The sequence below is a fragment of the Pseudomonas fluorescens genome (assembly GCF_902497775.2).
GTDB classification, from domain to species: Bacteria; Pseudomonadota; Gammaproteobacteria; order Pseudomonadales; family Pseudomonadaceae; genus Aquipseudomonas; species Aquipseudomonas putida_F.
This window is the reverse complement of record NZ_OZ024668.1, coordinates 1,950,241-1,975,767: the sequence shown is the minus strand read 5'-3', so window position 1 is coordinate 1,975,767 and position 25,527 is coordinate 1,950,241. Positions and strand designations below refer to the sequence as shown.

25 protein-coding genes are annotated in these 25,527 nt (G+C 64.3%); 5 read left to right on the top strand and 20 right to left on the bottom strand.

Annotated features, from left to right (window positions below):
* Positions 1-63: 63 nt before the first annotated feature.
* The 9 genes from chrA to F8N82_RS08970 form a co-directional block, all read right to left on the bottom strand.
* A complete protein-coding gene (gene chrA, locus F8N82_RS09010; protein ID WP_038994923.1) occupies positions 64-1,263 on the bottom strand; it encodes a chromate efflux transporter in 1,200 nt (399 codons plus the stop codon).
* Between the two features lie 90 nt (positions 1,264-1,353).
* Positions 1,354-2,088: a TorF family putative porin gene (locus F8N82_RS09005; protein WP_038994922.1), complete on the bottom strand. Its 735-nt coding sequence runs from the start codon at positions 2,086-2,088 to the stop codon at positions 1,354-1,356.
* Positions 2,089-2,129: 41 nt separating this feature from the next.
* Positions 2,130-3,872 (bottom strand): amidohydrolase, encoded by a 1,743-nt coding sequence (locus F8N82_RS09000; RefSeq protein WP_038994921.1) that lies wholly within the window; start codon positions 3,870-3,872, stop codon positions 2,130-2,132.
* 82 nt (positions 3,873-3,954) lie between these two features.
* On the bottom strand, positions 3,955-4,944 hold the full coding sequence (locus F8N82_RS08995) for a helix-turn-helix transcriptional regulator (RefSeq protein WP_038994919.1): 990 nt from the start codon (positions 4,942-4,944) through the stop codon (positions 3,955-3,957).
* A gap of 128 nt (positions 4,945-5,072) precedes the next feature.
* On the bottom strand, positions 5,073-7,559 hold the full coding sequence (locus F8N82_RS08990; protein ID WP_038994918.1) for a TonB-dependent siderophore receptor: 2,487 nt from the start codon (positions 7,557-7,559) through the stop codon (positions 5,073-5,075).
* A gap of 114 nt (positions 7,560-7,673) precedes the next feature.
* Entirely contained in the window at positions 7,674-8,624 is a 951-nt protein-coding gene (locus tag F8N82_RS08985; protein ID WP_052251438.1) for a FecR domain-containing protein, read from the bottom strand.
* Positions 8,625-8,627: 3 nt separating this feature from the next.
* Complete coding sequence (locus F8N82_RS08980) at positions 8,628-9,137, bottom strand: sigma-70 family RNA polymerase sigma factor (RefSeq protein ID WP_038994917.1); 510 nt, start codon at positions 9,135-9,137, stop codon at positions 8,628-8,630.
* A gap of 36 nt (positions 9,138-9,173) precedes the next feature.
* On the bottom strand, positions 9,174-10,364 hold the full coding sequence (locus F8N82_RS08975) for an MFS transporter (protein WP_038994915.1): 1,191 nt from the start codon (positions 10,362-10,364) through the stop codon (positions 9,174-9,176).
* A 91-nt stretch (positions 10,365-10,455) separates the two neighbouring features.
* Positions 10,456-12,360 (bottom strand): M14 family metallopeptidase, encoded by a 1,905-nt coding sequence (locus F8N82_RS08970; RefSeq protein ID WP_038994914.1) that lies wholly within the window; start codon positions 12,358-12,360, stop codon positions 10,456-10,458.
* Positions 12,361-12,433: 73 nt separating this feature from the next.
* Here F8N82_RS08970 and F8N82_RS08965 point away from each other — a divergent pair, with 73 nt between their 5' ends.
* Positions 12,434-12,763 (top strand): cupin domain-containing protein, encoded by a 330-nt coding sequence (locus tag F8N82_RS08965; RefSeq protein ID WP_038994913.1) that lies wholly within the window; start codon positions 12,434-12,436, stop codon positions 12,761-12,763.
* A gap of 23 nt (positions 12,764-12,786) precedes the next feature.
* On the opposite strand, the gene F8N82_RS08960 is transcribed toward F8N82_RS08965, so the two are convergent.
* Complete coding sequence (locus F8N82_RS08960; RefSeq protein ID WP_038994912.1) at positions 12,787-13,272, bottom strand: DUF2199 domain-containing protein; 486 nt, start codon at positions 13,270-13,272, stop codon at positions 12,787-12,789.
* Between the two features lie 188 nt (positions 13,273-13,460).
* Between F8N82_RS08960 and mddA the strand changes: the two genes are divergently transcribed.
* A complete protein-coding gene (mddA, locus tag F8N82_RS08955) occupies positions 13,461-14,210 on the top strand; it encodes a methanethiol S-methyltransferase (RefSeq protein WP_052251437.1) in 750 nt (249 codons plus the stop codon).
* A 112-nt stretch (positions 14,211-14,322) separates the two neighbouring features.
* On the opposite strand, the gene ureG is transcribed toward mddA, so the two are convergent.
* From ureG to F8N82_RS08915, 8 genes are read right to left on the bottom strand one after another with little or no spacing between them, the layout of a single operon-like run.
* Positions 14,323-14,943, bottom strand: coding sequence for an urease accessory protein UreG (ureG, locus tag F8N82_RS08950; protein ID WP_038994911.1), 621 nt, complete (start codon positions 14,941-14,943; stop codon positions 14,323-14,325).
* 10 nt (positions 14,944-14,953) lie between these two features.
* Entirely contained in the window at positions 14,954-15,628 is a 675-nt protein-coding gene (locus F8N82_RS08945) for an urease accessory protein UreF (protein ID WP_038994910.1), read from the bottom strand.
* Positions 15,628-16,173, bottom strand: coding sequence for a HupE/UreJ family protein (locus F8N82_RS08940; protein ID WP_038994909.1), 546 nt, complete (start codon positions 16,171-16,173; stop codon positions 15,628-15,630). Before F8N82_RS08940 ends, F8N82_RS08945 begins: the two co-directional genes overlap by 1 nt.
* 22 nt (positions 16,174-16,195) lie before the next feature.
* Positions 16,196-16,675, bottom strand: a complete 480-nt coding sequence (gene ureE / locus F8N82_RS08935) for an urease accessory protein UreE (RefSeq protein ID WP_038994908.1) — start codon at positions 16,673-16,675, stop codon at positions 16,196-16,198.
* 9 nt (positions 16,676-16,684) lie between these two features.
* Positions 16,685-18,388, bottom strand: coding sequence for an urease subunit alpha (gene ureC / locus F8N82_RS08930; protein WP_038994907.1), 1,704 nt, complete (start codon positions 18,386-18,388; stop codon positions 16,685-16,687).
* Positions 18,385-18,702 (bottom strand): urease subunit beta, encoded by a 318-nt coding sequence (locus F8N82_RS08925; protein ID WP_038994906.1) that lies wholly within the window; start codon positions 18,700-18,702, stop codon positions 18,385-18,387. The genes ureC and F8N82_RS08925 overlap by 4 nt, the downstream gene beginning before the upstream one ends.
* A 9-nt stretch (positions 18,703-18,711) precedes the next feature.
* Positions 18,712-19,014, bottom strand: a complete 303-nt coding sequence (locus tag F8N82_RS08920; RefSeq protein WP_038994905.1) for an urease subunit gamma — start codon at positions 19,012-19,014, stop codon at positions 18,712-18,714.
* A 9-nt stretch (positions 19,015-19,023) separates the two neighbouring features.
* Positions 19,024-19,857: an urease accessory protein UreD gene (locus F8N82_RS08915; RefSeq protein WP_038994904.1), complete on the bottom strand. Its 834-nt coding sequence runs from the start codon at positions 19,855-19,857 to the stop codon at positions 19,024-19,026.
* Positions 19,858-20,235: 378 nt separating this feature from the next.
* Between F8N82_RS08915 and F8N82_RS08910 the strand changes: the two genes are divergently transcribed.
* The 3 genes from F8N82_RS08910 (at position 20,236) to F8N82_RS08900 (ending at position 22,832) form a co-directional block, all read left to right on the top strand.
* Positions 20,236-21,210, top strand: a complete 975-nt coding sequence (locus F8N82_RS08910; RefSeq protein ID WP_038994903.1) for a quinone oxidoreductase family protein — start codon at positions 20,236-20,238, stop codon at positions 21,208-21,210.
* 18 nt (positions 21,211-21,228) lie between these two features.
* Positions 21,229-22,149 carry a LysR family transcriptional regulator gene (locus tag F8N82_RS08905; protein ID WP_038994902.1) on the top strand — a complete coding sequence of 307 codons (921 nt, stop codon included), beginning with the start codon at positions 21,229-21,231 and terminating at the stop codon, positions 22,147-22,149.
* A gap of 155 nt (positions 22,150-22,304) precedes the next feature.
* Complete coding sequence (locus tag F8N82_RS08900; RefSeq protein WP_038994901.1) at positions 22,305-22,832, top strand: hypothetical protein; 528 nt, start codon at positions 22,305-22,307, stop codon at positions 22,830-22,832.
* Between the two features lie 62 nt (positions 22,833-22,894).
* Here the strand turns inward: F8N82_RS08900 and F8N82_RS08895 are convergent, their stop codons facing one another.
* Together F8N82_RS08895 and F8N82_RS08890 are read right to left on the bottom strand one after the other, a co-directional pair.
* Positions 22,895-24,706: an ABC transporter ATP-binding protein gene (locus F8N82_RS08895; RefSeq protein WP_052251436.1), complete on the bottom strand. Its 1,812-nt coding sequence runs from the start codon at positions 24,704-24,706 to the stop codon at positions 22,895-22,897.
* Positions 24,703-25,521, bottom strand: a complete 819-nt coding sequence (locus F8N82_RS08890; protein WP_038994900.1) for an ABC transporter permease — start codon at positions 25,519-25,521, stop codon at positions 24,703-24,705. The genes F8N82_RS08895 and F8N82_RS08890 overlap by 4 nt, the downstream gene beginning before the upstream one ends.
* Positions 25,522-25,527 lie beyond the last annotated feature (6 nt).

Genomic DNA, 25,527 nt, shown 5'->3' with positions numbered 1-25,527 from the left:
CACAGCGTGAAACTATTTCAAATTCTGTAAGCGTTGAGCGGCGCCGGGTGCCCAAGCCGCAATTCAATAGCGCAGGCTCAACAGCTGCCCGCCCAGACCACAGCCGATCACCACCAACCACGGCGGCAGCTTGCAGAACATCAGCGCCACCAGGGCCAGCAGCGCCAGGGCAACGTCCAGGGGCTGGAGGATGGCGCTGGTCCACACCGGCTGATACAGCGCCGCCAGCAGCAGCCCCACCACCGCCGCATTGATGCCCAGCATCGCCGCCTGCATGCGCTGGTTGCTGCGCAGGCGCTCCCAGAACGGCAGCGCAGCGAACACCAGCAGAAACGACGGGGTAAAGATTGCCAGCAGGCACAGCACCGCCCCCAGCCAAGCGGACTGCGGGCCGTGCATCGAGGCGCCAAGAAAGGCGGCGAAGGTAAACAACGGGCCTGGCACTGCCTGGGTGGCGCCATAGCCCGCCAGAAACGTTTCGTTGCTGACCCAACCGTTGGGGACCACTTCGGCCTGCAGCAATGGCAGCATTACGTGGCCGCCACCGAACACCAGAGAGCCGGTGCGATAGAAGGCATCGATCATGCTCAGGGTCGGGCTGGCCGAAAGTTCGGCCAGCAGCGGCAAAGCCATTAACAGGGCAAAGAACACCAGCAACCAGAGGCAGCCTGCGCGCTGGCTGACGGTAATCGGCAAGGGATCGTGTTCGGCGCTTTTGTCCGGTTTGAACAGCACCAGGCCAGCGATGCCCGCTGCGCCGATTACCGCTACCTGCGCCCAGGCTGCGGGCATCAGCAGCACCAGGCAAGTGGCAACGGCCATCAGTAACATCCGTGGCACATCCGGGCACAGGTTGCGAGCCATGCCCCAGACCGCCTGGGCGACGATCGCCACCGCCACCACTTTCAGGCCATGAAGGATGCCGGCGGGAACAGCCTCGGCGTACCCGGCGAGCCCCAGGCCAAGCAGAATCAGGGCCAATGCCGAAGGCAGGGTAAACCCCGCCCAGGCCGCCAGCGCCCCGGCATACCCTGCGCGCGACAACCCCAGGGCGATGCCGACCTGGCTGCTGGCCGGCCCCGGGAGGAACTGGCAAAGCGCCACAAGATCGGCATAGTTGCGCTCGCTCAGCCAGCGGCGACGCCTGACGAACTCGTCGCGAAAGTAGCCCAGATGGGCGATGGGGCCGCCGAAGGAGGTCAGCCCCAAGCGCAGGAAAATCAGGAAAACCCGCCATGGCGTGTGATCGTTGGGGTGGGGCATGGGAGGCTCGATTCAGCGGACTATGCCCATCTTGCCAGCGATGACGCCGGTGCAGCCAGCACATCAGTGGTTGCCCGCGATGAGGCCGGTTCAGAACGCCTTGCTGGCACTCACCACCACGGTCGCCGAGCACAGGTCATCATAGCCATACCAACCCGTGCATTCGCTCTTCGACAGGTCGGTGTCGATGTAGCTCAGCCCCCAGGTGACGCCGACGAACTCGCGACTGAGCTTGGCCTCCCACTCATAGTACGTATTGCGCTCATCGCCACTGGCCGACCAGAACGCCGGGTCTTTGACATCGTTGCGCCCTGCCCGCAACTCCAGGCCCACTTCGCCTGGCAAGGCGAAGCTGTAGGCAACATAGCTGTACAAGGTGTCCTGGTCCTTGCCAAAGGCATTCGGCGCATCGCTTGAGTAGTAGGCGCCCAACTTGAGCCCATAGAGGTCGACAATGGCGTAGACCTCGCTCATGTTGAACTGGCCTTCCTTGGGGTAGCTGTACTTGAGGTAGCCAAGGTCGAGGCTGATGGCATCGGTGGCCTGCCAGTACCAGCCGGCGAAGTACTCGAGCTCCTGACGGGTTTTGTAGTCGAAGCCGAAATCCACTGTCGAGGTCCAGGCGCCCAGGTACAGGCCAGTGCTGTGCAGCAGCGTCGCACCGGCCTGCAGAGCCGGGTCGCCGAGGCTTTGCGAGATACCGCGGGAGCGGTAGTCGCTGGTGGCGGCAAGGCTCATGTCGAGGCTGAAATCATCGTTGAGTGTCATTGCCTGGGCCGTCAGCGGCGCCAGGCAGGCGAAAGCAATGAGCAAGCGTGTGTTCATACCAGACCCTTGTTGTTATGAGTGTGCGGGTAACGGCGCGGTCAGGACTCGCTGGCGTACACCTGCTTGCCGGCGAAGTAGGTCTTGAGCACCTTGGTGTCGAACAGCTCCTGGGCGCTGACCTTGAACACATCACGATCAAGCACGATCAGGTCGGCCTGCTTGCCGGGCGCCAGCGAGCCGATCTGCCGCTCCAGGCGCAGGGCTTTGGCGGCGTTGAGGGTGTAGGCCTGGAACATTAGCTGGCGATCGACGCTTTCTTCGGCGTTGAGCACACCCAGCGGGCCCTTGCGGGTCATGGCCTGGGCAATGGCATTCCACGGATTGGGGCTGGACACCGGCCAGTCGCTGGCACCGGCGATCACCGCACCGGCCTGCTGCAACGAGTGCGCCGGGTATTGGTAGGCGTAGGCCTGAGCGCTGACGTAGGGTTTGACCAGCTCGACGGTGTAGTTCTCGGCGGTCGCCCACAGCAGTTGCATGGAGGCAATCACCCCCAGTTGCTGGAAGCGTGCAAAGTCCTTGGGGTCGACCATCTGCAGGTGGCTGATGCTGTGAGCCAGCGGCTTGCCCTGCAGCGTGCGCGCATAGGCCACGCCGTTGAGCGATTCGCGCACCGCCCGGTCGCCGACCGCGTGCATGTGCACGATCCAGTTGCGCTGCTCGGCCGCAGCCACCAGCTCGCCGAAGTGCTCCGGCTCGATCAGCAGTTGGCCGTTCTTGTGGCTGTTGCTGTACGGGGTGATGACCGCCGCCGTCTGCCCGGGATATTCCAGCACGCCATCGACGAACACCTTGATGCCCGGGAAACTCAGGTTGGGCACGCCCTCGAACTGCTTCATGACCCGGGCCAGCACCTCAAGGTCCGCCGGCCGGCTCTTGGGGTTGGTGATCATCAACGCAGCGACATGGGCATTGAGCTCGCCCCGCTCGGCCAGTGCCCGGTACAACGGTAACACGCCAACGGTCTTCGCCGTGGCCTTGAAATCGAACAGCGAATCGCCACTGCCGGCATTGGCTGCGGCATCCATCCAGGCGGTAACGCCGTACTGGTTGTTGACCCTGACCGCCTCGCGCGCGGCCTTGAGCATCACCTCCTGGCTGGCGGCGGGGATCTGGCTGCGTACCTGGTCCCAACGCGCTTCGGCAAAGTAGCCGTTGGGGCTGAAGTCGGCCTCATGCCCGACATAGCTGCGGTCTTGCTCAGACAGGCCTTTGACCAGCGCAGCATCGATCTGCAAACGCTTGAGCATGGCCTGGTTGGCCCAGCCGGTATGGCCGTCGATGCCACTGAGCACCAACGGCTGGCTGGCCCAGCGGCCCTGGTTGAACAACTGGCCAAGTTCGCGGCTGTTGTCCCAGTAGGCCGAACTCACCCCGGCAATGCTGATCACATCGCCCGCCTTGCCACGGCCCTGTTCAACCTCGGCGAGGATCCACTGCTCAAGCTCGGGCAGCGGCTTGACCTCATCCGCCAAATTGGCGCCGAGGCTGTCGAAGGCCGCTACCACCGGGTGGCTGTGGCTGTCGATCATGCCGGGCATCAGTACCTTGCCGGCCAGGTCGATGCGTTGCGTGTGGGCATCGGCCAGGGCCTGGATCTGCGCGTCGCTGCCCACTTGCAGGACCTTGCCATCCTTGACCGCAACCGCCTGCACCAGGCCCTGGCCGGGTTCGCCGGTAAACACCTTGCCGTTGAACAGCACCAGGTCCGCAGCAGCCAAGGCCGGCAGCGAAGCACAGGCCAGCGCAGTGACCAATAGCGTGGGAATCAATCGTTGCATTGCAGCGCTCTCTTGTTGTTATAGGGACGGGATTCACCCTATAGAGCGCAGCGCGGCAATGGACCTCTGCAAATGAGGAGGGTCAGGCAGTTTTTTCCGCCACCGGCATCGACAAGCGCAAGGCCACACCCAGCTCCACCTTGCTCTTGACCCCCAGTTGCACGTAGCAATTGCGCAGGTAGGTGCGCACGGTCGCCGGGCTCAAGGACAGCATCCGGGCGATTTCCTTGTACGAGTGCCCCGCGGCAAACAGCATGGCTGCGGTGCGCTCGCGGGGGGCCAACAACACTCCCGGTGGTGGCGCTTCCAGCGACAGGATCACATGCTCACCGTTGCCGCTGAGGGTCAGGCTGCTACGACCCAGGCGCATCACACAGGGTGCCCTGGCCAGTTGCGCGCTGACTTCGGGCGGCAGCAGCGAGCCGCTCCAGCCCGGCAATGCTTGCTCGATCGCCGTGCACACACGCGCGCCCACATACAGCAGGCTGCCATCGAGGCGAGCGATGGCAAAATCGCTGGCGGCGTTGCCGGTACCCAGGCGGATCATGTCCTGCACCTGAAAGCGCCACAGTTGCAGCAGGTGCTCGCAGAAGGCCGCGAACAACCCATCCTCACTTTCGCAAAACGCAGTGTCGTGTTCACCGCGGTACAGGCAGACGTAGAAATTCAGGCCGCTTTGCGGCAGCTCGAAGGTGATACACATCAGGTGGTAGAGGTCGTAACGGCGAGCAAAGACATTGACCGCCTCGTTGGGGTCGGTGAATTCACTGTCGCGCACCACCTGCCCGGGCCGGGCCAAGGTAGCGTGGGCGAAGCAGTCGATATCGGCGACCTCGCTCCATTCACGGGCAAAAGCTGGCGGCAGGTCGATGCGCCCGTGCATCCAGCTTTGCGGCGCTGCGTTGGCGCCCGCGCCAGACATCTCGCCCCACCAGGCCGAGGCAAACGGCACGATCGAGCGAAACGCCTGCAGGCCTTCGGCGATGAAATGCGAGCCGCCACGCTCGCGGGCAAGGCTGGCCAGTTGCAGGACACAACGATTGAATGCATTGAACCGGGTACTGCTGAGCATTGGCCAACCCCGTTTACTGCCGATCTGTGGCGCCGACAGTGCCACAGCGGGCGCGATAGCGTCCAGCTCGGCCCAGGGCCGCTAAGCGGCCCATCGCCGGCAAGGCCGGCTCCTACAGGGGCTACAGATCAGCAGTCGTAAGTCATCTCCAGGGACGCCACCCGCTCCTGCCCGTAGTAGCAACCAAAGGAGTAGTTGCAGTCCGAGACATACTCGCGGTCAAACAGGTTCTGTACGTTCAGGCTGGTCTGCAGCCCGCGCAGGCTCGGGTCGAGCTTGCCCAGGTCGTAGCGCAGGGTGGTGTCGTAGACCACGAACGATGGCACGTCGAAGGAGTTGGCCGAATCCCCCGGTTTGCGCCCGGTATAGCGCGCGCCGGCGCCGACGGTCAGGCCATTGAGCGCCGCCTGGCTGAAGTGGTAATCGGCCCACAGGGTGGCCGACACCGGCGCTTGCGCCTCGGAACGGTTGCCCTCATCGCCATAGTTGCTCTTGGTGTAGAACGAGTCGATGTAGGTGGCCGCCGCCAGCACGTCGAGGTTGTCGAGGCTGGTCTTGAGTTCCAGCTCAATACCGCGCGAGCGCACTTCGCCGTCCTGGCTTTCGTACTCGGGGTAGAGCTTGTCGCCGGTCTTGACGTTCTTCTGGGTCAGCTCGAACACCGAGGCGGTGATCAGGGTCTTGTCCAACGGCTGGTACTTGACGCCGATTTCATACTGCTCGCCCTCGGTCGGCTCGAAGGCCTTGGCGCCCCGCTGCGGTGCGCTGGTACCGAGGGTCGGCAGGAACGACTGCGAGTAGCTGACATAGGGCGCCAGGCCAAACTCGGTGAGATAGGTCAGCCCTACCCGGCCGGTGAACTTCTGATCGTTCTGTTCGGTGATGGTCCGCGCCAGCAGGTCCTTGTTCTCAACCTTGGCCCAGTCCTGGCGGCCGCCGAGGGTGAGGATCCACTGGTCAAGCTTGATCTGGTCCTGCACATACAGGCCGGTCTGGCCGATGGTGTTATCCCACTTGGTGGTCAGCTCCGGCACCACATCGTCGGTGGGGTAGTTGCTCGGGTTGTACAGATCGACCGGGGCCACGCCATAGGCGTTGTAGCCAGTGTACTTGCGGTTGAAGCGGCGATAGTCCAGGCCTACCAGGGTGGTGTGCTGCAGGCGGCCGGTGTCGAACTTGAACTCCAGGTTGTTATCGATGGTGTAGGCGGTGTTGTGCTGACGCCAGTCGAGCTTGGTGCGGGTGGCATGGGTCTGGTCGATCACACCGGTGTCGGCATCGCTGACGAAGCCACGCAGATAGAAGCCCTTGTAGCGGTCGCGGATGTCGATATAGCGCGCGGTCTGGCGGTACTTGAGGTCGTCGCTGAAGGCGTGGGTGAAGTCATAGCCCAGCACATACTGGTCGCGCCGGTAGTCGTTGTAATGGGAGTCGCCCAGAAACGCGTCGCGGTCGATGCGCTGGCCATTGGGGCCGCGATCGAGCGAGCCGACTTTCGGCAGGGCCTGGTAATCGGCCAGGCCGTCATCGCGCTGCATCTGGGCATACAGGGTCAGCGCGGTGTCTTCGTTCGGCGCCCAGGTCAGGCTCGGCGCCAGCAGCATGCGCTGGCTGTTGGTGTGGTCGAGCTGGTCGTTGCCCTTTTTCGCTACGCCCACCAGGCGGTAGCTGAGGGTGCCGGCCTCATCCATCGGGCCACTGACGTCAATGGCGCCGTTGACCCGGCTGTAGCTGCCCAGGCCAAACTTGACCTGGTTGCGCTGCTCGCGGGTCGGCCGCTTGGAGACCATGTTGACGATACCGCCCGGCTGGTTCTGGCCGTACAGCACCGACGCCGGGCCCTTGAGCACTTCGATGCGCTCCAGGGTGTAGGGGTCGATCTGCGGCGCGCCACCCAGGCTGCCGGCGTACGGCAGGTAGGCGCCGTCCAGGTACAGCGGGGTTGGCGCGAAGCCGCGGCTGGTGATCTCGTCGGCAATGTTATTGCGGTCGGTGAAGCCGTTGACGCCCAAGCCCGGGGTGTAGCGCAGGGCCTGGGTCAGGTTGCGCGCACCCTGGGTTTCTACCTGGGCGGCGGTGACCACGTTGACGGCCTGGGGGATTTCCAGGATCGGCGTGTCGGTCTTGGTACCGGTGGCACTGCGGGTGGCGACATAGCCGTCGACCGGTCCATAGGCTGACTCGACGGCCTTGCCGTTGATGCTGGTGGCGTCCAGTTGCACGCTGGCGTCATCGCCCGCACCTGGCAGCAGCGAGTAGCTGCCGCTGTCCTGGCGCACCCGTTGCAGGTTGCTGCCGGCCAGCAGTTGGCGCAAGCCGGCCTCGACGCTGTAACGGCCATGCAACCCTGGCGATTGCCGGCCACGGGTATCGGCCGGCTGGAACGACACGGTCACCCCGGCGCTGGCGGCAAAGCGGGTCAGCGCCGACTCAAGGGAACCTGCGGGAATATCGAACTGGCTTTCAACGCGGGTGTTGGCCCAGGCCGGTGCAGCAACCAACAAAGTGGCGCCGGCCCCTGCCAGGGCCGAGCCGAACAGCGCGACCTGGACGGCACGGCGCAAAGGGGTGAGTACGCGGAGGTTGCGGGTGGAGTCTGGATTACAAGGGGACATGCAGTTTCCTTTCGCCCGTTGGCAGTGGTGGTGGCGTCTGAGGCGCCTCTACCTACAAGTCGAATGAGAATCTGAATCAACACCCCCCTTGTGAAAATATTTTTCCGCAGCGGTTCAGGCCGGTTCCACCCTGACCCAGTAGCGGCTGAACTGGCGAATGCGCACCGGCAAGGTGCTGCTCAGGTTGGTGAGGATATGGTCGCTGTTGCCCAGCTGGAAAGCCCCGGAAATCCGCAGGCCTGCAACCGCCTGGGCACAGCCCAGGTGCCCGGGCCGGTAGCGCTGCAGTTCGTTGATGAAGTCGTCCAGGCGCCAGTCGTGCACCACCAGCAAGTCACGCAGCCAGGCATCGGCATCGGGGTTGGCCGCTTGCAACGGGCTGATCGTGACGCGATCAAAGCTCAGTTGCTGGCCGGCGTCGACCCGCACGGGCGGGTACAGATCACGGCCGCAGCGTACTTCCACGGCATGCTCCTGCACGCTCACCTGGGTGCGTTCGGCGTCGCGACGGACGATAAAGCGCGTGCCCAGCGCACGAATGCTGCCTTCATCGGTATGCACGATGAAGGGCCGGGCCTGGGTATCTTTTGCCGTCTCGATGAGGATCTCGCCGCTGTGCAGACGCAGTTCGCGCAGCGAGTCGCTGTAGCGGATATCCACCGCCGTGGCGGTGTTCAGGTGCAACAGGCTGCCATCCTGCAGACGCACGCGCCGTCGCTCGCCGGTGCCGGTGCGCTGGTCGGCCATCAAGCTCGGCAACGGCGTGGTGTGCCAGGCCAGGGTCCCTGCCCCGCCTGCGGCCAGCAGCAACGACAGCACCTTGAGCACTTCGCGGCGCTTGGCCTGGGTACTGGCCAGCATCGGCCGGGCGACACCCGAACTGACCTGGGCAAAGGTGCCCTGCACCCGCTGCAAGCGCTCCCAGGCCTGGCGGTGGCGCGGATCACCCGCCAGCCATTGCTGATGGGCAAGCCGCGTCGCCGGGTCTGGCACTTCGCAGCGCAGTTCGACAAACCAGTGGGCAGCCGCTTCGAGGGTGGCGCGATCCAGGCGCTGGGCGTTCACCGCTCAGTCCTCGGCCAGCAGCATGCAATGGGTCAGTGCGCGCACGGCGTGTTTCTTTACCGTGTTCACCGCCAGGTTCTGGCGTCGGGCGATTTCCACGTAGCTCAGCCCATCGAGCTGGGCCATCAGGAAAATTTCGCGGGTTCTGCTGCCCAGACCGTCGAGCATGGCATCGATTTCCATCAGGGTCTCAATGACCAGGGCACGGGTTTGCGGCGAGATGTCCAGCAGTTCGGGGCGTGCGGCGAGGGTTTCGAGGTAGGCCTGCTCCAGTGCGCGGCGGCGGAACAAGTCGATCATCAGGCTGCGCGCCACGGTGCTCAGGTAGGCCCGTGGCTCACGCAGTTCGGGCGCCTTGCGCAGGGTCAGGACGCGGATGAAGGTGTCCTGGGCCAGGTCCGCGGCATGCTCGCGGCAGCCCAGGCGCTTGCGCAGCCAGCCGCACAGCCACGGGTGATGCTCCTCATACAGCGAATGCACGGCGAGTTGCAGCGAAGGGTCAGCGCTGGACATGGAGGCGGCCTGGGCAAAGTTATCTGGTAATGAATCTCATTCATTATAGGTAGATCCAAATTTGCCAGGCAAGCCGGATTGCAGTTGCCGTTCTATCCACCAGGACAGCGGCAGGGTCAGCAACAGGATTGCCGCAAGGCTGATCACTGCCGCGCGGATGCCGGATGCATCGCCAACACCGCCAAACACCACCGGCGCCAGGGCGCCACCGCCAATAGTGCCGGTGTAGAACAGGGCGAAGGCCTGATCGCGTCTGCCCGCCCCCGCCAGCTCCGGCACCACGCCGTACAACACCGACGAGGTGCCGTTGAGCACCAGGCCCAGCAGCGGTAATAACACGAGCATCGGCGTCAGCGGCAAAAACAGCATCAGCACGATCAGCAGCGCCGTCAGCAACTCGGTGCACCACACGGTTTTCATCATGCCGATACGCGCGCCGAGGTAGCCGCACAGCAGCTTGCCGAAGGCGCCGCCGACGAACAGCAGCATCAACGCCAGACCGATACCGGCAGAGCCTGCACCCTTGCCCTGCAGCAAGAACGGCAGAAACGTCAGAAACCCCATGCGCACTGCGCTGTCGAGGGTGCCGGTCAGCAGCAACGCCGCCAGGCCGCTGCTGGAGTCGATGCCACCGGCAGTGACGGATTTTTGCCGGCGCGCCGTCTTTGATGTGTGCGGCTCAATCAGCCACCAGAGCACAGCGGCAGCAGCCAGGCCCAGAATGCCCAACACGGTGACGCTGGTTTGCCAGCTGGTTACCACCAGCAGCAAACCGACCCCGGCGGGCACCAGCATCTTGCCGATATCACCGGCGAAATTGTAGTGCGCCAGCGCCTCCTTGACCCCGCCGCCCGCCTCGTAGCTGTCGGTGACCAACGACGATGCCAGGGGGTGCTGGGTGCTGGCGCCCAGGCCGCCCAGCAGTAACGCGAACAACAGCATGCCCAGACCATCCGCCTGCCCGGCCACCAGATAGGCCAGCCCGGCCAGGGCGGTGCCGCCGACTAGCAGTCGCTCCCGGCCCCAGCGTTTTGCCGCGCGGCTGGCGAGCAATTGCAGGCCGGCCATCATCCCGGCATAGGCACCACGCAGCAGCCCGACCTGGGCGAAGCTCAGGGCAAACTGCGCCTGCCACAGTGGCAGCAATACATAGATGACATCGGTGAGGCCATCGTGCACAGCGTGGGCCATGCTGGCGGCAAACAGAGATCGGCGGCGGGTGTTCATGCAATAAAGGCTCAGGCGGGAAGACCAGCGCCTTTATAGATCACCGTTTTTGCTCAGCACCAATACCGATTTCAGACCGATTGATACCCGGTCAGTACACCGCGCCCACCGGGTAAACGAACGCGTTGACGTCATAGAACGGCGTGCGTTGATAGAACCAGTGCAGGCGTGCGCCGGGGCTGGCGGCAAAGGCCTTGTCGCTCTTGAGCTTCTTGTCGAACTCGGCCTTGAGCTCAGGGCTCTCGGCGAGCATCTTGCGCGCCATCGGCTCCATTACGTACTCCTCCGGCTCTTCAGCCGCCACCAGGGTCGCGTTGAAAAAGCCCCAGGCCCAGAACGAGTCGGGGCTCTCGGGGTACAGCAAGTTGACCGCCAGCACCCCCAACGGCTGGTCGGTATCGATCAGCACCGAGCCGGCCGGGAAGGTCTGCAAGCGCTCCAGCGGTTTGGCCACGCCGTTGACCAGCAAGCGCCCTTCGTAACCCGGGATCTGGTTGCGTTGCGTGCGATCGGGCTCGAAGCCGCCGGCCACTTTCACCTCGTCCATGCGATACAGCGTGACGGCAATCGGCGTCGGCTTGTCGAGGGTGGTCATGTGGATGCCATGGGCCTTGAGCCGGGCAATCACCTCGCGCCATTGCCCCGGCACCACGTACTGCCGGGGCCGTTTGACCACCAGGTCGGGCTCGGTGTTGCCGGTCACTGGCACCGTGAGCTTTTTCGGCGTGTTGCTCCAGACGATAGTCTTGGCGCCGGTGATGGGCGATTGCTCATAGCGGTAGTCGCCGACGGTAAATGCGGTGCTCATGGCCTTGCCTGGCTTCCAGGTCAGGGTCACCTGCTCCTGGGCTTCGAGGCGCTCGCGGTCCTGGCGGATGGCTTCGTTGAGCGACACCGCCTGATCGCCGATCACCTGGAACATGCTCTTGAGCATCACGTAGTTGCCCAGCACCTGGGTCTGGTACGGGTGCAAGGCGTGTTGCTCGATCAGTATCGACGGCACGTTGCGGATGTCGCCGTACTGGTTGGAAAAACGCGCATAGTCGCTGCGGTACGGGTAGTAACCCTGGCTCGGGTCCTGGTTGCTGTTGAGGCTGATGCACTCATGCACCACATGGCCATCGGCTTGCAGCGCCTGGTACACCGGCGCGCGCATGACGTTGTCCATCCAGGCGCTGCTGGCCGGCGACCAGCCGTTGCCGTTGTGGCAGTAGGAGCTGTCGTAGGGGTACATGGCACCGTCGGTGGAGTGGGTGTCGGCAAAAAAGCTCAGTTGGTAGGTGTTGAACACCCAGGCGACATTGCGGATCTCGGCGCTGTCGAGCTTGGTGAAGTCGCGGTTGAGGTTGTAGTTCAGGCCGTTGACCCGCCAGCCGGTTTCATCCGGGCCATTCTGGTTGATCCGCCCGTAGGCGCTGCGGCGCAGGTCACCGTCGACATTGACGGTGGGAATGAACAGGATATTGACCTTCTCCAGCAACGCCGCCAGCGGTTTGTCGCCGGTTGTCATGTCGCGCAACAACATGAACATTGCATCCTTGCCATTGGCTTCGCCAGGATGGATCTGTGCCTCGACCAGAATCGTCGGCTTGCCCGACTCGTTGAGCCCGGCCGGCGACTTGTCGACCTCAAGGGAGGCAATGGCCATCAGCATCGGGTGGCCTTCGGCGCTTTTCTCCGGCAGGTCGTTGAGCACGATGCTGCCCCCGGAGGCGGCGGCCAGGCGGGTCATGTAGGCGCGGGTTTCGTCGTAGTTGCTGGTCTGACGGAATTCGCTGGCCTCAGCCTGGGTGATCAGCGGGTTGTCCGGCTTGGCAAGGTAGCGGGTGCTGGCCAGGGTCTGGGCGAACATCGGCGGCAGGATGCGCTGCTTGGCCGCCGGCGAGTAGGCGCTATCGTCGATGTAGGACGGCGCGCTGGGCAATGCCGCCAGCGCAGGCAGGGCAGCGCCCAGCAACATCGCGACAACGAGGGGCTGCAAAAGCGGGTGTTTCATGATCAATCCCTGTCATGAGTGGCAGGTGCCCACCTTAAACCACAAAGTGTAACCAGACGAGAGCCAGACCATCATGCTCGACAACCTGTTTGATCCCCTTCCCGCTCCGGCCGTGCAAGAACACTTCCAGGCCCTGCTGGCCCGCCCGGGGCTGCGCATCGAGCGCATCGTCTCCCACGGCCAGGCCAGCCCGCCGGGGTTCTGGTACAACCAGGCGCAGGGCGAATGGGTGGTGTTGCTGGCCGGGTCTGCCGGCTTGCGGCTGGAGCATGAACCTGCCGAGCGGGTGCTGCGCCCGGGGGATTTTATCGACATCCCGGCGCACTGCCGGCATCGGGTCGAGTGGACCGACAGCAGCCAGGCCACGGTGTGGCTGGGGGTGCACTATGGACCTGATATCTAGGGCCACGCAAAAACCTGAGCCCTTCAGGCAAATACCACGCTGTACTCATGCGCGCGGTGCAGGGAAATCCCGTTGGCCTGTTCCATCGCCAACGGGTGGCTGCTGGCGGTCAGGGTCACGCTGGGGCGCGACGTCGGCCCGCTCAATTGCAGCAGGCCTTCAAGCCCGACGGTTTCTGGCAGGTTGGCAATGCTGTTGGCCAGGCGTACGGCAAACGGCGGCTCGGCGGCCTGCTGCTCATCGCTCCAGAGCTCGCAAACCCGCTCGAAATCCCTCGGCTGCAGCTCGACCCAGATACCGATGCAGTAGCTATCGTCCAGTTGCGCCACGGCCAGCGGCAACAGCGCGCGCAAGAAAAACCGCTCGCCGGCGATCACACACCAGTCGTTGCTTTCCCTGACCTTGCTCTCACGCTCCTCGGCGCTAAGTGCGAACAACGCATCCGGACGCCGGAATGCCAGTTCACCCAGGTCATCGGCGTGGTCCTTGCCGCACTGACTGCACATCATCAAAGTTGCCTCCTGCATGGATTCGAGTCGTTGGGGGTGGCGACTCTAGCAGGCTCGCCGCGCAAAGTTGAGCAGCGGCTGATTGCCCCACTTGGCTTGGCGGCAGTTTTACTGGTCTAGGGTTAAGGGTTCAGCCATTGCCAGCCACCTGAGCAGGACGTTCAGGTGCTGACTGAAAGGAGCCCCTCATGGACGAGACATCCCTGCTGCGCAAATGCCTCGGTTTGCTCTATAGCCTGGTCTGTTACCTGTTTTCCATGCTGGTGCTGGTGTACTTCGTGGGCTTTATCGGCCCCCCGCAGGTTCTCAAGGACATCAACTCAGGGCCGTCGACCGCGTGGTACTTCGCGGTGGCGATCGACGTGCTGCTGATCAGCCTGTTCGCCCTGCAGCACAGCGGCATGGCGCGCAAGGGCTTCAAGCGGTTCTGGTTGCAGTGGGTACCGGCGCCAATCGAAAGGGCCACCTACGTGCTGTTCAGCAGCCTGGCGCTGAGCCTGATGTTCCTGCTCTGGCAGCCCATCCCGCTAACCTTGTGGGATGTCCAGGCCCAACCTGCCCAGGGGCTGATCAACGGCCTTTACTGGCTGGGCTGGATCATCGTCCTGCTGGCCACCTTCCTCCTCAGTCACTTCGAACTGTTCGGCCTCAAGCAGGCCCTGGACCCTTTTCGCCCGCACCGCGCAGAAGCCTTCGCCTTCAAGACACCCTGGCTGTACCAGCTGGTGCGCCACCCGCTGTACCTGGGGTTTGTCATGACCTTCTGGGCGACGCCGCACATGACCGTCGGGCATCTGCTGTTTGCCACGGTCAGCACCTTGTACATCCTGATCGGCACGCTGCTGGAGGAGAAGGATTTGCACCAGCTGTTTGGCGAGCAGTATCGGCAGTATCAGCGGCGGGTGGGGATGTTGTTGCCGTTCTGGGGGCGTAAATAAAGTTCGAAACCGCAGGGACAGAATCGCTGGCAAGCCAGCTCCCCCAATGTCCGCGCAATCCTGTGGGAGCGGCGCTGCGACGCCTCGACTTGACCCGCGATGCTTTTGAAGATCACCGCACCTTGAGCATCCCCCGCTCGACAATGAAATCGATCACCCGCTGCAAGCCCTGCCCGGTCTTGAGGTTGGTGAAGGTCCAGGGCCGTTCCGGGCGCATGCGCTGGGTGTCCTTTTCCATCACCTGCAGCGAAGCACCGACGTAAGGCGCCAGGTCGATCTTGTTGATCACCAGAAAATCCGACTTGGTAATGCCCGGCCCGCCCTTGCGCGGAATTTTCTCGCCCTCGGCAACGTCGATCACGTAGACGGTGAGGTCGGCCAGTTCCGGGCTGAACGTGGCGCTGAGGTTGTCGCCGCCGCTCTCGACGAAAATCACTTCGAGGTTGCCGAACGTGCGCGCCAGTTCTTCCACCGCTGCCAGGTTCATCGAGGCATCTTCGCGGATCGCGGTATGCGGGCAACCGCCGGTTTCCACCCCGACGATGCGCTCGGGGGCCAGGGCGCCAGCTTCGGTGAGGATGCGCTGGTCTTCCTTGGTGTAGATGTCGTTGGTCACCACGGCGATTTCATAATGGTCGCGCATGGCCTTGCACAGCGCTTCGAGCAGCGCGGTCTTGCCGGAGCCGACCGGGCCGCCGACACCAACGCGCAGGGGTTGCTGATAGCTTTGCATGGGGGTTTCCTCAGGATCGGAACAATCGGGTGTATTGGGTTTCGTGGCGCGCCGAAGCGATCGCCAGCAACGGCAGGCCGCCGCCGAGCTGGTCATCGTCAAGGGCCAGGGCAGTTGCCAGGACAGCGGGCAAGGCTACGCTCAAGTCACGCAGCAGGGTCTGCGCCGCTTGCTGGCCGAACGGCACCAGCTTGACCCCGGCCATCACCGCGCCTTCAAGCCAGGCATAGCCGTGCGCGAGGGCCAGATCAGCCAGCGGGATACCCCAGTGCACCGCCAGCCAGGCCATGCCACCGAGCTGGCTGAGCTCAAGCGAGGCGCGCCATTCGGGCGCCTGGCCCAGTTGCCAGCCGTCGAGCAACCGGGTCAGGGCCATGCCGCGCTGGCGTTCTTCCAGGCGCAGTTCGGCGGTTTCGCGGTTGGCCAGCAAAAACCGGCTCCAGCGCGCAAACGCCTCGGCGTCATCCTCCAGGCAGGCCTGGTACAGCCGCGCCAGCAACGGCCAGTCGAGGCGGCACAGGGTGTCGTCGATCTGCTGGCGTTGCCAGGCGCGAAAGCCTTCGGCGCCCTGCACCCAGCCGGCCTCCACCGCCCACTCCAGCCCTTGCGAATAGGTGAAACCACCCACCGGCAGGCTCGGGCTGGCCAGTTGCAGCAAACGCAGCAGTTTCAGGTCGCGACTCATCAGCCCGCCAGCACCAGCGCGGCGCCGGCCAACAGGCCGCCACCGAAGGCTTTCTGCAAGCCCTGGTGCCGACGCACCAGGCAACCGACGGCAAAGCCTGCCAGCAACAGCAGGCCACTGACGGTGACGAAACCTGCACTGAATACCCAGAACGCGCCCGGGCTGGCTTCAACGCCGTGGGCCCAACCGTGGAACAGCGCAAACAGCGGCATGGCCAGGGCCAGCAACAGCTGGCGGCTGGGCAACAGCAGCGCGGCGGCGGCCACCAGCAGCGAGCCGATGATCATCTGTTCCATGCCGATCACCCCGCCGAACAGGTGGCCCAGCAGCGCGCCGCCGAACATCGCGCCCAAGGTCAGCAATGGCAGCACCAGGGTACGCCCGGTCAGGGCCGCGAGCACACCGGTGCCAAGCAGCATGAGCAAGTGATCGAGGCCGGTCAGCGGGTGCAGCAAACCGTCCTGCAGCGGGTTGGCGTCATGGCCGGGGTGGGCCAAGGCCGGAAGCGCAACCAGCAGCAGTGTGAGGGTAATGAGCTTTTTCATCGGGCAATCTCCTTATCAAAAATCAGTGCTGAGCGACGCGCACGAACAGGTGGTCGCTGTGGCTGTGGCTGTGAGGTGCACTCTGGTAGGCACCGGCTTCAGGCTCGAACGGCGCCTGCTCGACCGTCACCTCCAGGCCCAGGCCGCGGACCATCTCGTCGAGCACATGGTCGTGCTGATAACGCACCAGGCCGGCCTCGATCTGCAGCGGTACATGGCGGTTGCCCAGGTGATAGGCGGCGCGGGTCAGCAACAGCGGATCGGCGCAGCGCACGCTGGACACCTGCTCGGCCGCCGCCAGCACGCGAATCACCTCGCCGCCCTGCTCCTCGCCAAGCAGTTCGCCACCGCGCAGCAGCTGGCCGCGTTCAAGCATCAGGCCGGCCTCGCGGCCATCGTCGAGGGTGACGCGCACGCGGCTCTTGATCCGCGTGTCGACGGTGAGGGTGACGGTGCCGCTTACCGTGGCGGCGTCGCTCAGGCGACGGGTCAACAGGATCATGCTCGCTCCTTAAAACAGAAAATATCGCTGGGCCATCGGCAGCACCGTGGCCGGTTCGCACACCAGCAGCTCGCCGTCGGCACGCACCTCGTAGGTTTGCGAATCGACCTCGATCATCGGCAACAGGCCGTTATGGACCATGTCGCCCTTGCGCACCGTACGACAGCCCCGGGCCTCGCCGATCAGGCTGTGCAGCCCCAGTTGGAGGTGCACGCCACGGTCGATCGCCGCCCGGGACAGAAAAGTCATGCGCGTGGCAGTGCGCGCGGCACCGAGGGCGCCGAACATCGGCCGGTAGTGCACCGGTTGCGGGGTCGGAATCGAGCCGTTGATATCGCCCATCGGCGCCATGGCGATCATCCCGCCCTTGATCACCAGCGCCGGCTTGACCCCGAAGAACGCCGGGGCCCAGAGCACCAGGTCAGCCAGCTTGCCGGCCTCCACCGAACCCACTTCATGGGCGATGCCATGGGTCAGCGCCGGGTTGATGGTGTATTTGGCGATGTAGCGCTTGACCCGGAAGTTGTCGTTGCGCGCGGTATCCGGCGCCAACGGGCCCCGGCGCAGTTTCATCTGGTGGGCCACCTGCCAGGTGCGCAGCACCACCTCGCCGACCCGGCCCATGGCCTGGGAGTCGGACGAGGTCATGGAGAACGCGCCCAGGTCGTGGAGGATGTCTTCGGCGGCGATGGTTTCGCGGCGGATACGCGACTCGGCAAACGCCACGTCCTCGGCAATGCTCGGGTCCAGGTGATGGCAGACCATGAGCATGTCCAGGTGCTCGTCGACGGTGTTCTGGGTGTAGGGTAAGGTCGGGTTGGTCGAGGACGGCAGCACGTTGGCAAAGGCCGCCGCGCGGATGATGTCCGGCGCATGGCCACCGCCGGCGCCTTCGGTGTGAAAGGTATGGATAGTGCGATCGCCGATGGCCGCCAGGGTGTCCTCGATGCAGCCGGACTCATTGAGGGTGTCGGTATGGATCGCCACCTGCACATCATGTTCTTCGGCCACGCTCAGGCAGCAGTCGATGGCCGCCGGGGTCGAACCCCAGTCTTCATGCAGCTTCAGGCCCACCGCGCCGGCTTCGATCTGCTCGCGCAGGGCTTCGGGCCGCGAGGCATTGCCCTTGCCCAGCAGGCCGATATTGATCGGCAACTGGTCGGCGGCCTGGAGCATGCGCGCCAGGTACCAGGGCCCGGAGGTGCAGGTAGTGGCGTTAGTGCCGGTAGCAGGCCCCGTGCCGCCGCCAATGAAGGTGGTGATGCCCGAAGTCAGCGCTTCTTCCACCTGCTGCGGGCAGATGAAGTGGATGTGCGAATCGATGCCGCCGGCGGTGACGATCTTGCCTTCGGCGGCGATCACTTCGGTGCCCGGCCCCACCGGCAGGGTCACCCCAGGTTGCACATCGGGGTTGCCGGCCTTGCCGACACCGACGATGCGCCCGTCCTTGATGCCGATATCGGCCTTGACGATGCCCCAGTGGTCGATGATCAGCGCGTTGGTCAGCACCAGGTCCAACGCCTGTGCGGCGAGCATCTGGCCCTGGCCCATGCCGTCGCGGATCACCTTGCCGCCGCCGAACTTGACCTCCTCGCCATAGACCGTGAAGTCCTTCTCGACCTCGACCCACAGCTCGGTGTCGGCCAGGCGCACGCGGTCGCCCACCGTCGGGCCGAACATGTCGGCATAGGCCCTGCGCGAAATCCGGCTCATGCCTGCGTCCCCAGCTTGCCCATGACCTTGCCCTGGAAGCCGTAGACCTCGCGCTTGCCGCGATACGGCACCAGGTTGACGGTACGTGCCTGGCCCGGCTCGAAGCGCACGGCGGTGCCAGCGGCGATATCCAGGCGAAAGCCCAGGGTTGGTTCGCGCTCGAACACCAGGGTGTTGTTCACTTCATAAAAGTGATAGTGCGAGCCGACCTGCACCGGCCGGTCGCCGTGGTTGGCGACGGTGACGCTGATCACCGCGAGGCCGGCATTGAGTTCGATGTCGCCGTCGGCAACCTGCATTTCTCCGGGAATCATCCTGCGCTCCTAGACGATCGGGTCATGGACGGTGACCAGCTTGGTGCCGTCGGGAAAGGTCGCTTCGACCTGCACATCGGGGATCATCTCGCTGACCCCGGCCATCACCTGATCACGGCGCAGCACCTCGCGGCCCAGGTTCATCAGCTCGGCCACCGTGCGCCCGTCCCGTGCGCCTTCCATCACCGTGGCGCTGATCAAGGCCACCGCTTCCGGGTAGTTGAGCTTCAGGCCACGGGCCAGGCGCCGCTCGGCCAACAGCGCGGCGGTGAACAGCAGCAGTTTGTCTTTCTCTCGCGGGGTCAGCTCCATGGTCTTCTCTCAAGTGGCCCAAATACGCGGCGGGCATGGCGCCAGGCCGACCACGGCGGGTCGCAAGGCGTGCCAGAGCCGCTGCAGGGTGAGTTGCAGGCGTTGGTTGTCGTGGTCGAGCAGGCGCACCACCAGCAGTTGGCCGAGCAAGGTTGCGCCAGCGGGAGCGCCAAGGTCTTCAAGCAGGGCGCGGCTCTGGTCAAGCAGTTCGCGGCTGGCCGGGTAGGCACAAAAGGTCGCTTGCAGGGGGAAGCCGGCGAGTTTCTCCAACTGCCCGCCGTCGATGCGCAGGCGCTCGTGCAGGCCCGGGTCATCGGCGACTTCGATGTGCAGGCGGCTGTCGAGCGCGCCGTGGCTGAACGTCTCGCCCATCACCGGGCGGCCCAGGCACAGGGTTTCCCAGGCCAGCAGACGGGCGCCGGGCGCGAGGGTAAAACGGTTTTCCAGGCGCACCCTGGCGCCGGCAAAGCAGATACTGCCCTGGGGCAACCATTCGAGAGTGCTGTGTTCGGCCAGGTAAAAATGCTGCTTGAGGATCGAGGTCGGGCCGCCACTGCGGTAGAACTTGGTCGCCCCGGGCATGGTCAGCAGCGCATGGCTGCCCGGCTCCAGGTGCACATCGAGCAGCAGCTTGTCGCCACCGACCACGCCACCTGGCGGGTGCAGCACATAGACGTGGCACGGCGCACCCTCGGGGTAGAACGGCCGCTGCACCAAAAGAGGACCGAAATGGCGCCGCGCACCAATACAGGTCCTGGTCTCGCCCCGGACGAAACGCAACCTCAGCTCGGCGCGCCAGCCGGCATCAGCGGTGACCAGGTCGGGGGTTTCGGGGAGCGACATGCCTCAGGTTCCAGTAAACGTTGCACCTACTCGGCGACAGACGCATTTGCAAGAAACAACCTACGCGCTCAAGCGAATGCAGCGACGTGCAGGTTTGACCAATCGATCAGCAATCGATGGGTGAGGCAAAGCACATAGCGGGCCAAGATGGCGCGCTGGAGGGGTTTGTTTAAACAGCCGGCATGCACCGGTTTAGCGCTGCGCAGTTGCCACCTGTTTAAACCTGGGCATCAGAGCATGCCTACAAGGGCGGAACCTGAAACGCTCCCACTATTAGTGCAGTACTTGCAGCAATCATCTGCACCCGGCCTTATTGCTGCGAAAATATCCACTGCCTATCCTCGGTCACATCCCAACCGTGCTCCAGGAACCCAAACCATGGTCATGCAAGTCCGCCTTCAGCAAACCGGTGCCCCAGCCGTTCTGCACCTTGAACAGACCACCGCGCAAGCACCCGGCCCCGGCGAGGTCTGGCTCGAGCAGGCGGCCATCGGCGTCAACCCGCTGGATGTCAGCCAGCGCAAGGGCGAAGTGCGCATCGCCCTGCCGTCGGGCCTTGGCCTGGAAGGCGCCGGGACCGTGGCGGCGGTAGGGCGCGGGGTCAGCGACGTCGCCGTCGGTGACCGCGTCGGCTATGCCACCGGGCCGTTGGGGGCCTACGCCAGCGCGCGGCTGTACCCCGCCGAGCGGCTGGTCAAACTGCCGGACACTCTCGGCCTGGACGAAGCCGCCGCCGTGCTGTTCAAGGGCATCACTGCCCAGTACCTGCTCACCAGCACCTACCCGGTCGGCCCCGGCACGCGGCTGATGATCTACGGCGCGGCCGGTGCCTTGGGGCAGTTGCTGGTGCCGTGGGCCAAACACCTGGGCGCGTTCGTCATTGGCGTGGTCTCGAAACCGGACAGCGTCGCCCGCGCCCGCGCCGCCGGTTGCGACGAGGTGCTGGTGTTCGACGCCGCGACCCTGGCCGCGCAGGTGCTGGACCTGACCCAGGGCCGCAAGCTCGACGTGGTCTACGACCCGATTGGCCGGCTGTCGTTCGAGGCTTCGCTGGACAGCCTGCGCCCGCGCGGTTTGCTGGTGTCCTGCGGCATGGCTTCGGGTGCGCCGCCGGCCATCGAACTGAGCACGCTGAACGCCAAGGGCTCGTTGTTCATCACTCGGCCGTCGCTGGCCGCGCACACGGCAACCGCTGCCGAGTACCAGCAGCGTGCCCAGAAGGTGCTGGCAACGCTGACGGCAGGTATCATTCGCCCGCAGATCTGGCAGCGCTATGCCTTGGCCGACGCCGCCATGGCTCATGAAGACCTGCAACAAGGACGCTCGCAGGGCGCGATCATCCTCACGCCCTGACCTACCGAGGTAACCGCGATGGACCCGTTCGACAGTCGCCAGGCCGATGAATTTGCCACCCTCCTGGCGTTGTTCGAGCAAGGCTCGTTTGCCGCTGCCGGGCGCCTGCTGCAGCGCCACCCGTCGGTACTGTCCAAGCGCCTGGGCGCCCTGGAACAGCGCCTGGGAATTCGCCTGGTCGAGCGCACCACCCGCCAGTTGCGTTTCACCGACGAGGGTGCACGGCTGGTGGAGCGCCTGCGCCAGGCCGCCAGCCTGATCAGCGAAGCCGAACGCGAAGCGGCCCAGGGCGCGACCCAGGTTCGCGGGCGGCTGCGCATCGCCCTGCCCTCGTCCATGGGCCGGCTGTGGCTGAGCCCGATGCTCGCCGAGTTTGCCCTGGCGTATCCCGAGGTGTCGCTTGAGACCGAATACGCCGAACGCTTTGTCGATATCGTCGCCGAAGGCTTCGATGCCGCGATCCGCATTGGCGAGCTGGCCGACAGCCGCCTGGTGGCGCGCAAGCTCTGCGAGCACCGGCGCATCCTCTGTGCGGCGCCAGCCTACCTGCAACAGCACGGCCAGCCGCAGACCCCGGCCGACCTCGCCGGCCATAACTGCCTGGGTTTTACCGGCCTGCGCTCCTGGCCCGAATGGCGCCTGGCCGGCGTTGGCCCGCAGCAGGCAGTGAAAGTGCGCGGCTCGTTGGTCAGTAACGACAACGAAGCGCTACTGACCGCCGCCCGCGCCGGAGTCGGCATTCTCGCCGGCGGCGACTGGCTGATGCAGCACGACCTGGACAGCGGCCGCCTGCTGCGGGTGCTGCCCGACTGGCAACTGGATGCCGACGCCGGCATCTATTTCGTGCGCCCCGGCGCCCGCTACAACAGCGCAGCGACCCTCGCGCTCAAGCAATGGATTGAGGCGCGTTTCGATCATGGAGCGCCTTGGAGAGCATAAATAACAATGTTTATCTCCACTGGTTTATAAAAACGAGCAGCTTATAACGAAACAATTTCAATAACTGTTATTTTTGCTAGTTTTCGCAGACCTACGAACGCGCCACTATGGCTCGACATCAACATCTTGATGTCATCAAGCAAGGAGCGATAAAAATGTCCAATTCATTTATTGCAAAGCTCCACGGAAAAGTTGACGGCGACCGAAATAGCCGCGTACCCGTTACGTTGACCCGATTCGATTTGTTCGACGAGGCGCGGGACACATTCGAGGCGAGTTACAAGCAGGTTGATCAGGATTGGCTCACGCTTAACACCAGAGATACGGAATCCGTCGAGTTAATTTTTGAACATCAAACCAACAACAATAAATATAAAATAAAAGTAAACAGTGGCGCTTACAAAGACAGGACGATGAGCATCAGTAAAACGGGTTACGTAGGTGCCTGGACTGCACCGGAAGGCAATTACGTTTATTTTGAATTAGAGTTAAATGGAGAACGCGTCCTCGGCGACGCACTTGAAGAGACAACCGACAATATTCGAATCCTGAACAACAACGGCAACCCATTACAGATGTACAAAGGCAAACATTATGAATACCCAGACCAATGGGATTACATCACAGACTGCGATGGCCGGGCGAAGGTTGAATTCTATCTCACGATAGTCAAGCGACTGTAAACATGTTCAAAACTTACAGCATGGGCTGCTCACGTGTTGGCGCCTGAGCAACCCATGACTTCTTACAGCCTCGGCGTATGAAAAACTAAATTTTTAGTATAAGTGTTCGTGGGACGCTCCAGCACTGCTTCAACAATACCCTGCTCGACAATCCGCCCCTCCTTGATCACCACCACCCGATCGGCAATCGCCCGCACCACCCCCAAGTCGTGGGTGACGAACACCAGGGTCATGCCCTCGCCTTGCAGTTGCTTGAGCAGCGTCAGGATCGCCGCCTGCACCGAAACGTCCAATGCCGAAGTCACTTCATCGCAGATCAGCACGCTCGGTTCGCACACCAGTGCGCGGGCAATCGCCACTCGCTGGCGCTCGCCACCCGACAGCTGATGGGGATACTTGTCGGCTACCGAGACGGGCAAAGCCACCCGCAGCAGCGCCGCCTCGATACGCGCCCGGCACGCCTGGCCCTTGAGCTTGAAGAAGTGCTCCAGCGGTGCCTGCAGGCATTGGCCAACGGTCTGCCGGGGGTTCAAGGCGCGGTACGGGTTCTGAAAAATGTACTGGATGCGATGACGGCTTGCGCTGGGACGCAGCCGGGCCAGCAGGCTCAACGGCCGGGCCTCGAAGCTCAGCTCGCCGCTGGCGTTGTCGCCCAGCCCGGCCAGGGTACGGGCCAGGCTGGTCTTGCCCGAGCCGGACTCGCCGACCACCGCCAGGCACTCGCCTGCCTGCACTTCCAGGGCCAGGTCGAACAGCACCTGGCGGTCGTAGGTCAGGTTCAGATTGCTGATGGCCAGTAACGGCGCCTGATCGGCCCGCCTGGCCCGTACCGGCAGCGCCGCTACGGACGGCTGGGTCTGCAGCTGCGGGTGCAGGCAGGCGACTTGCTGCTGCGTCTCAAGCGTTTGCAAGCCTGGCTCAGCCTGCTCACAGGCGGCCGTACGCCGCGGGCAGCGCGGTGCGAAAGCGCAGCCATGCGCACGCTGGCCCGGCGCCGGGGCATGGCCGGGAATCGCCTGCAGCGGATGCGGACGGGCAACATCCGGGATCGCCGCCAGCAAGCCCAGGGTGTAGGGATGGCTGGGACGGGCGAACAGCCGTTCGCGGCTGGCAACTTCAACGATACGCCCGGCGTACATGACCATCACCCGGTCGACCAGGTCCTTGATCACCGCCAGGTCGTGGGACACGTACACCGCCGCCACGCCCTGCTCTTTGCACAGCCGGCGCAGGGTTTTCAGGATGTGCGCCTGGGTGCTGACGTCCAGGGCCGTGGTCGGCTCGTCAAGGACGATCAGCCGTGGGCGCAGGACGAACGCCAGGGCGAGCATCACCCGCTGCTGCTGGCCGCCGGAAAGCTGATGAGGGAAGCGCCGTAGAAACTCGGCATCGCCAGGCAGGCCGACGTCGATCAAGGTCTGTTGCAGGCGCTGTTGCTGCGCCGCTTTTGCCAGCTGCGGCTCGTGGGCGTGCAGGGTTTCCAGTAGCAACGGGCCGATGCGCCGGGCCGGGTTCAGCGCTTGCGCGGGGTCCTGGGCGACATAGCCGATCAGCCCGCCGCGAGCCTGGCGCAGGGCTTCGCCGTGCAGTTCGAGCAGGCTGGCGTCGGCAACCTGCACCCGCCCGGCGGCAATGTGCGCACCCCGGCGGGCATGGGCCAGTAAGGCGGTGGCCAGGGTGGTCTTGCCTGAGCCGGACTCACCCACCAGGCCGAGGATTTCACCGGGGGCCAGGGTGAAGTTGATGTGGTCGATGATGTCGGCGTCGGGGGTGAGTTCTACCCGCAGGTTTTGCACCAGCAGGGCTGGCTTTTCGCGGGGCAAGCCCGCTCCCACAGGGGTCGGTGCATGCAGAGCCAGGGCATAGGAATTCATCGGCATTCTCCCGCGCTGTGCCGGGCAATGCCTTCGGCGAAGATATTGGTGCCGTAGGCGAACACCCCGATCAGCAGCGCCGGGGCCAAAACCGCCCAGGGCTGGACCAGCAGGCCAGCCTGGTTTTCGTTGATCATCAGGCCCCAGTCGGCAGCCGGTGGCGCCACGCCGTAGCCCAGGTAACTCAAGCCCGAAAGCATGCCGATGCCCCAGGTGAGCATGTTGCCAAAGTGCACCAGCAACGGCGTGAGCACGTTGGGCAGGATCTCGCGCAAGAGGATCCGTGTGCGCGAAAAGCCCATCATCTGCGCCGCCTCGACGAACTCCTGACTGGCCACCGCCACCGCACTGCCACGGGCCAGGCGGATCACCCCCGGGGTGAAAGCGATGGCCACGGTCAGCACGATCAGCCACGGCGCCCGGCCGAGCATCGAGACGATCAACAGCACCAGGATCAGGTCGGGAAACGCCAGCCAGACATCCGCAAGCCAAGTGATCGCCTGGTCCAGCCGTTGACGCGACAGGCCAGCCAGCAAGCCCAGCACGGTGCCGACCATCAAGGCAATCGCCGCGGCTGCCAGCGACATCCACAACATCGACAAGCCGCCATTGAGCAAGCGCGATAGCACGTCATGGCCGAGAAAATCATGGCCCAGCGGCGCCTCCGCTGCCGGTGCAGCGTAGACCCCGCCGACCATGTCGGTGGGCGCATGGGGCGCAAGCAAAGGGCCGAACAGGGCCAGGAGGACGACGGCCAGGGTCACCAGGGCGCCGCGGCGAATCTGTGGCTCACGCCACCAGCGTGGATTGAACATGGGCTA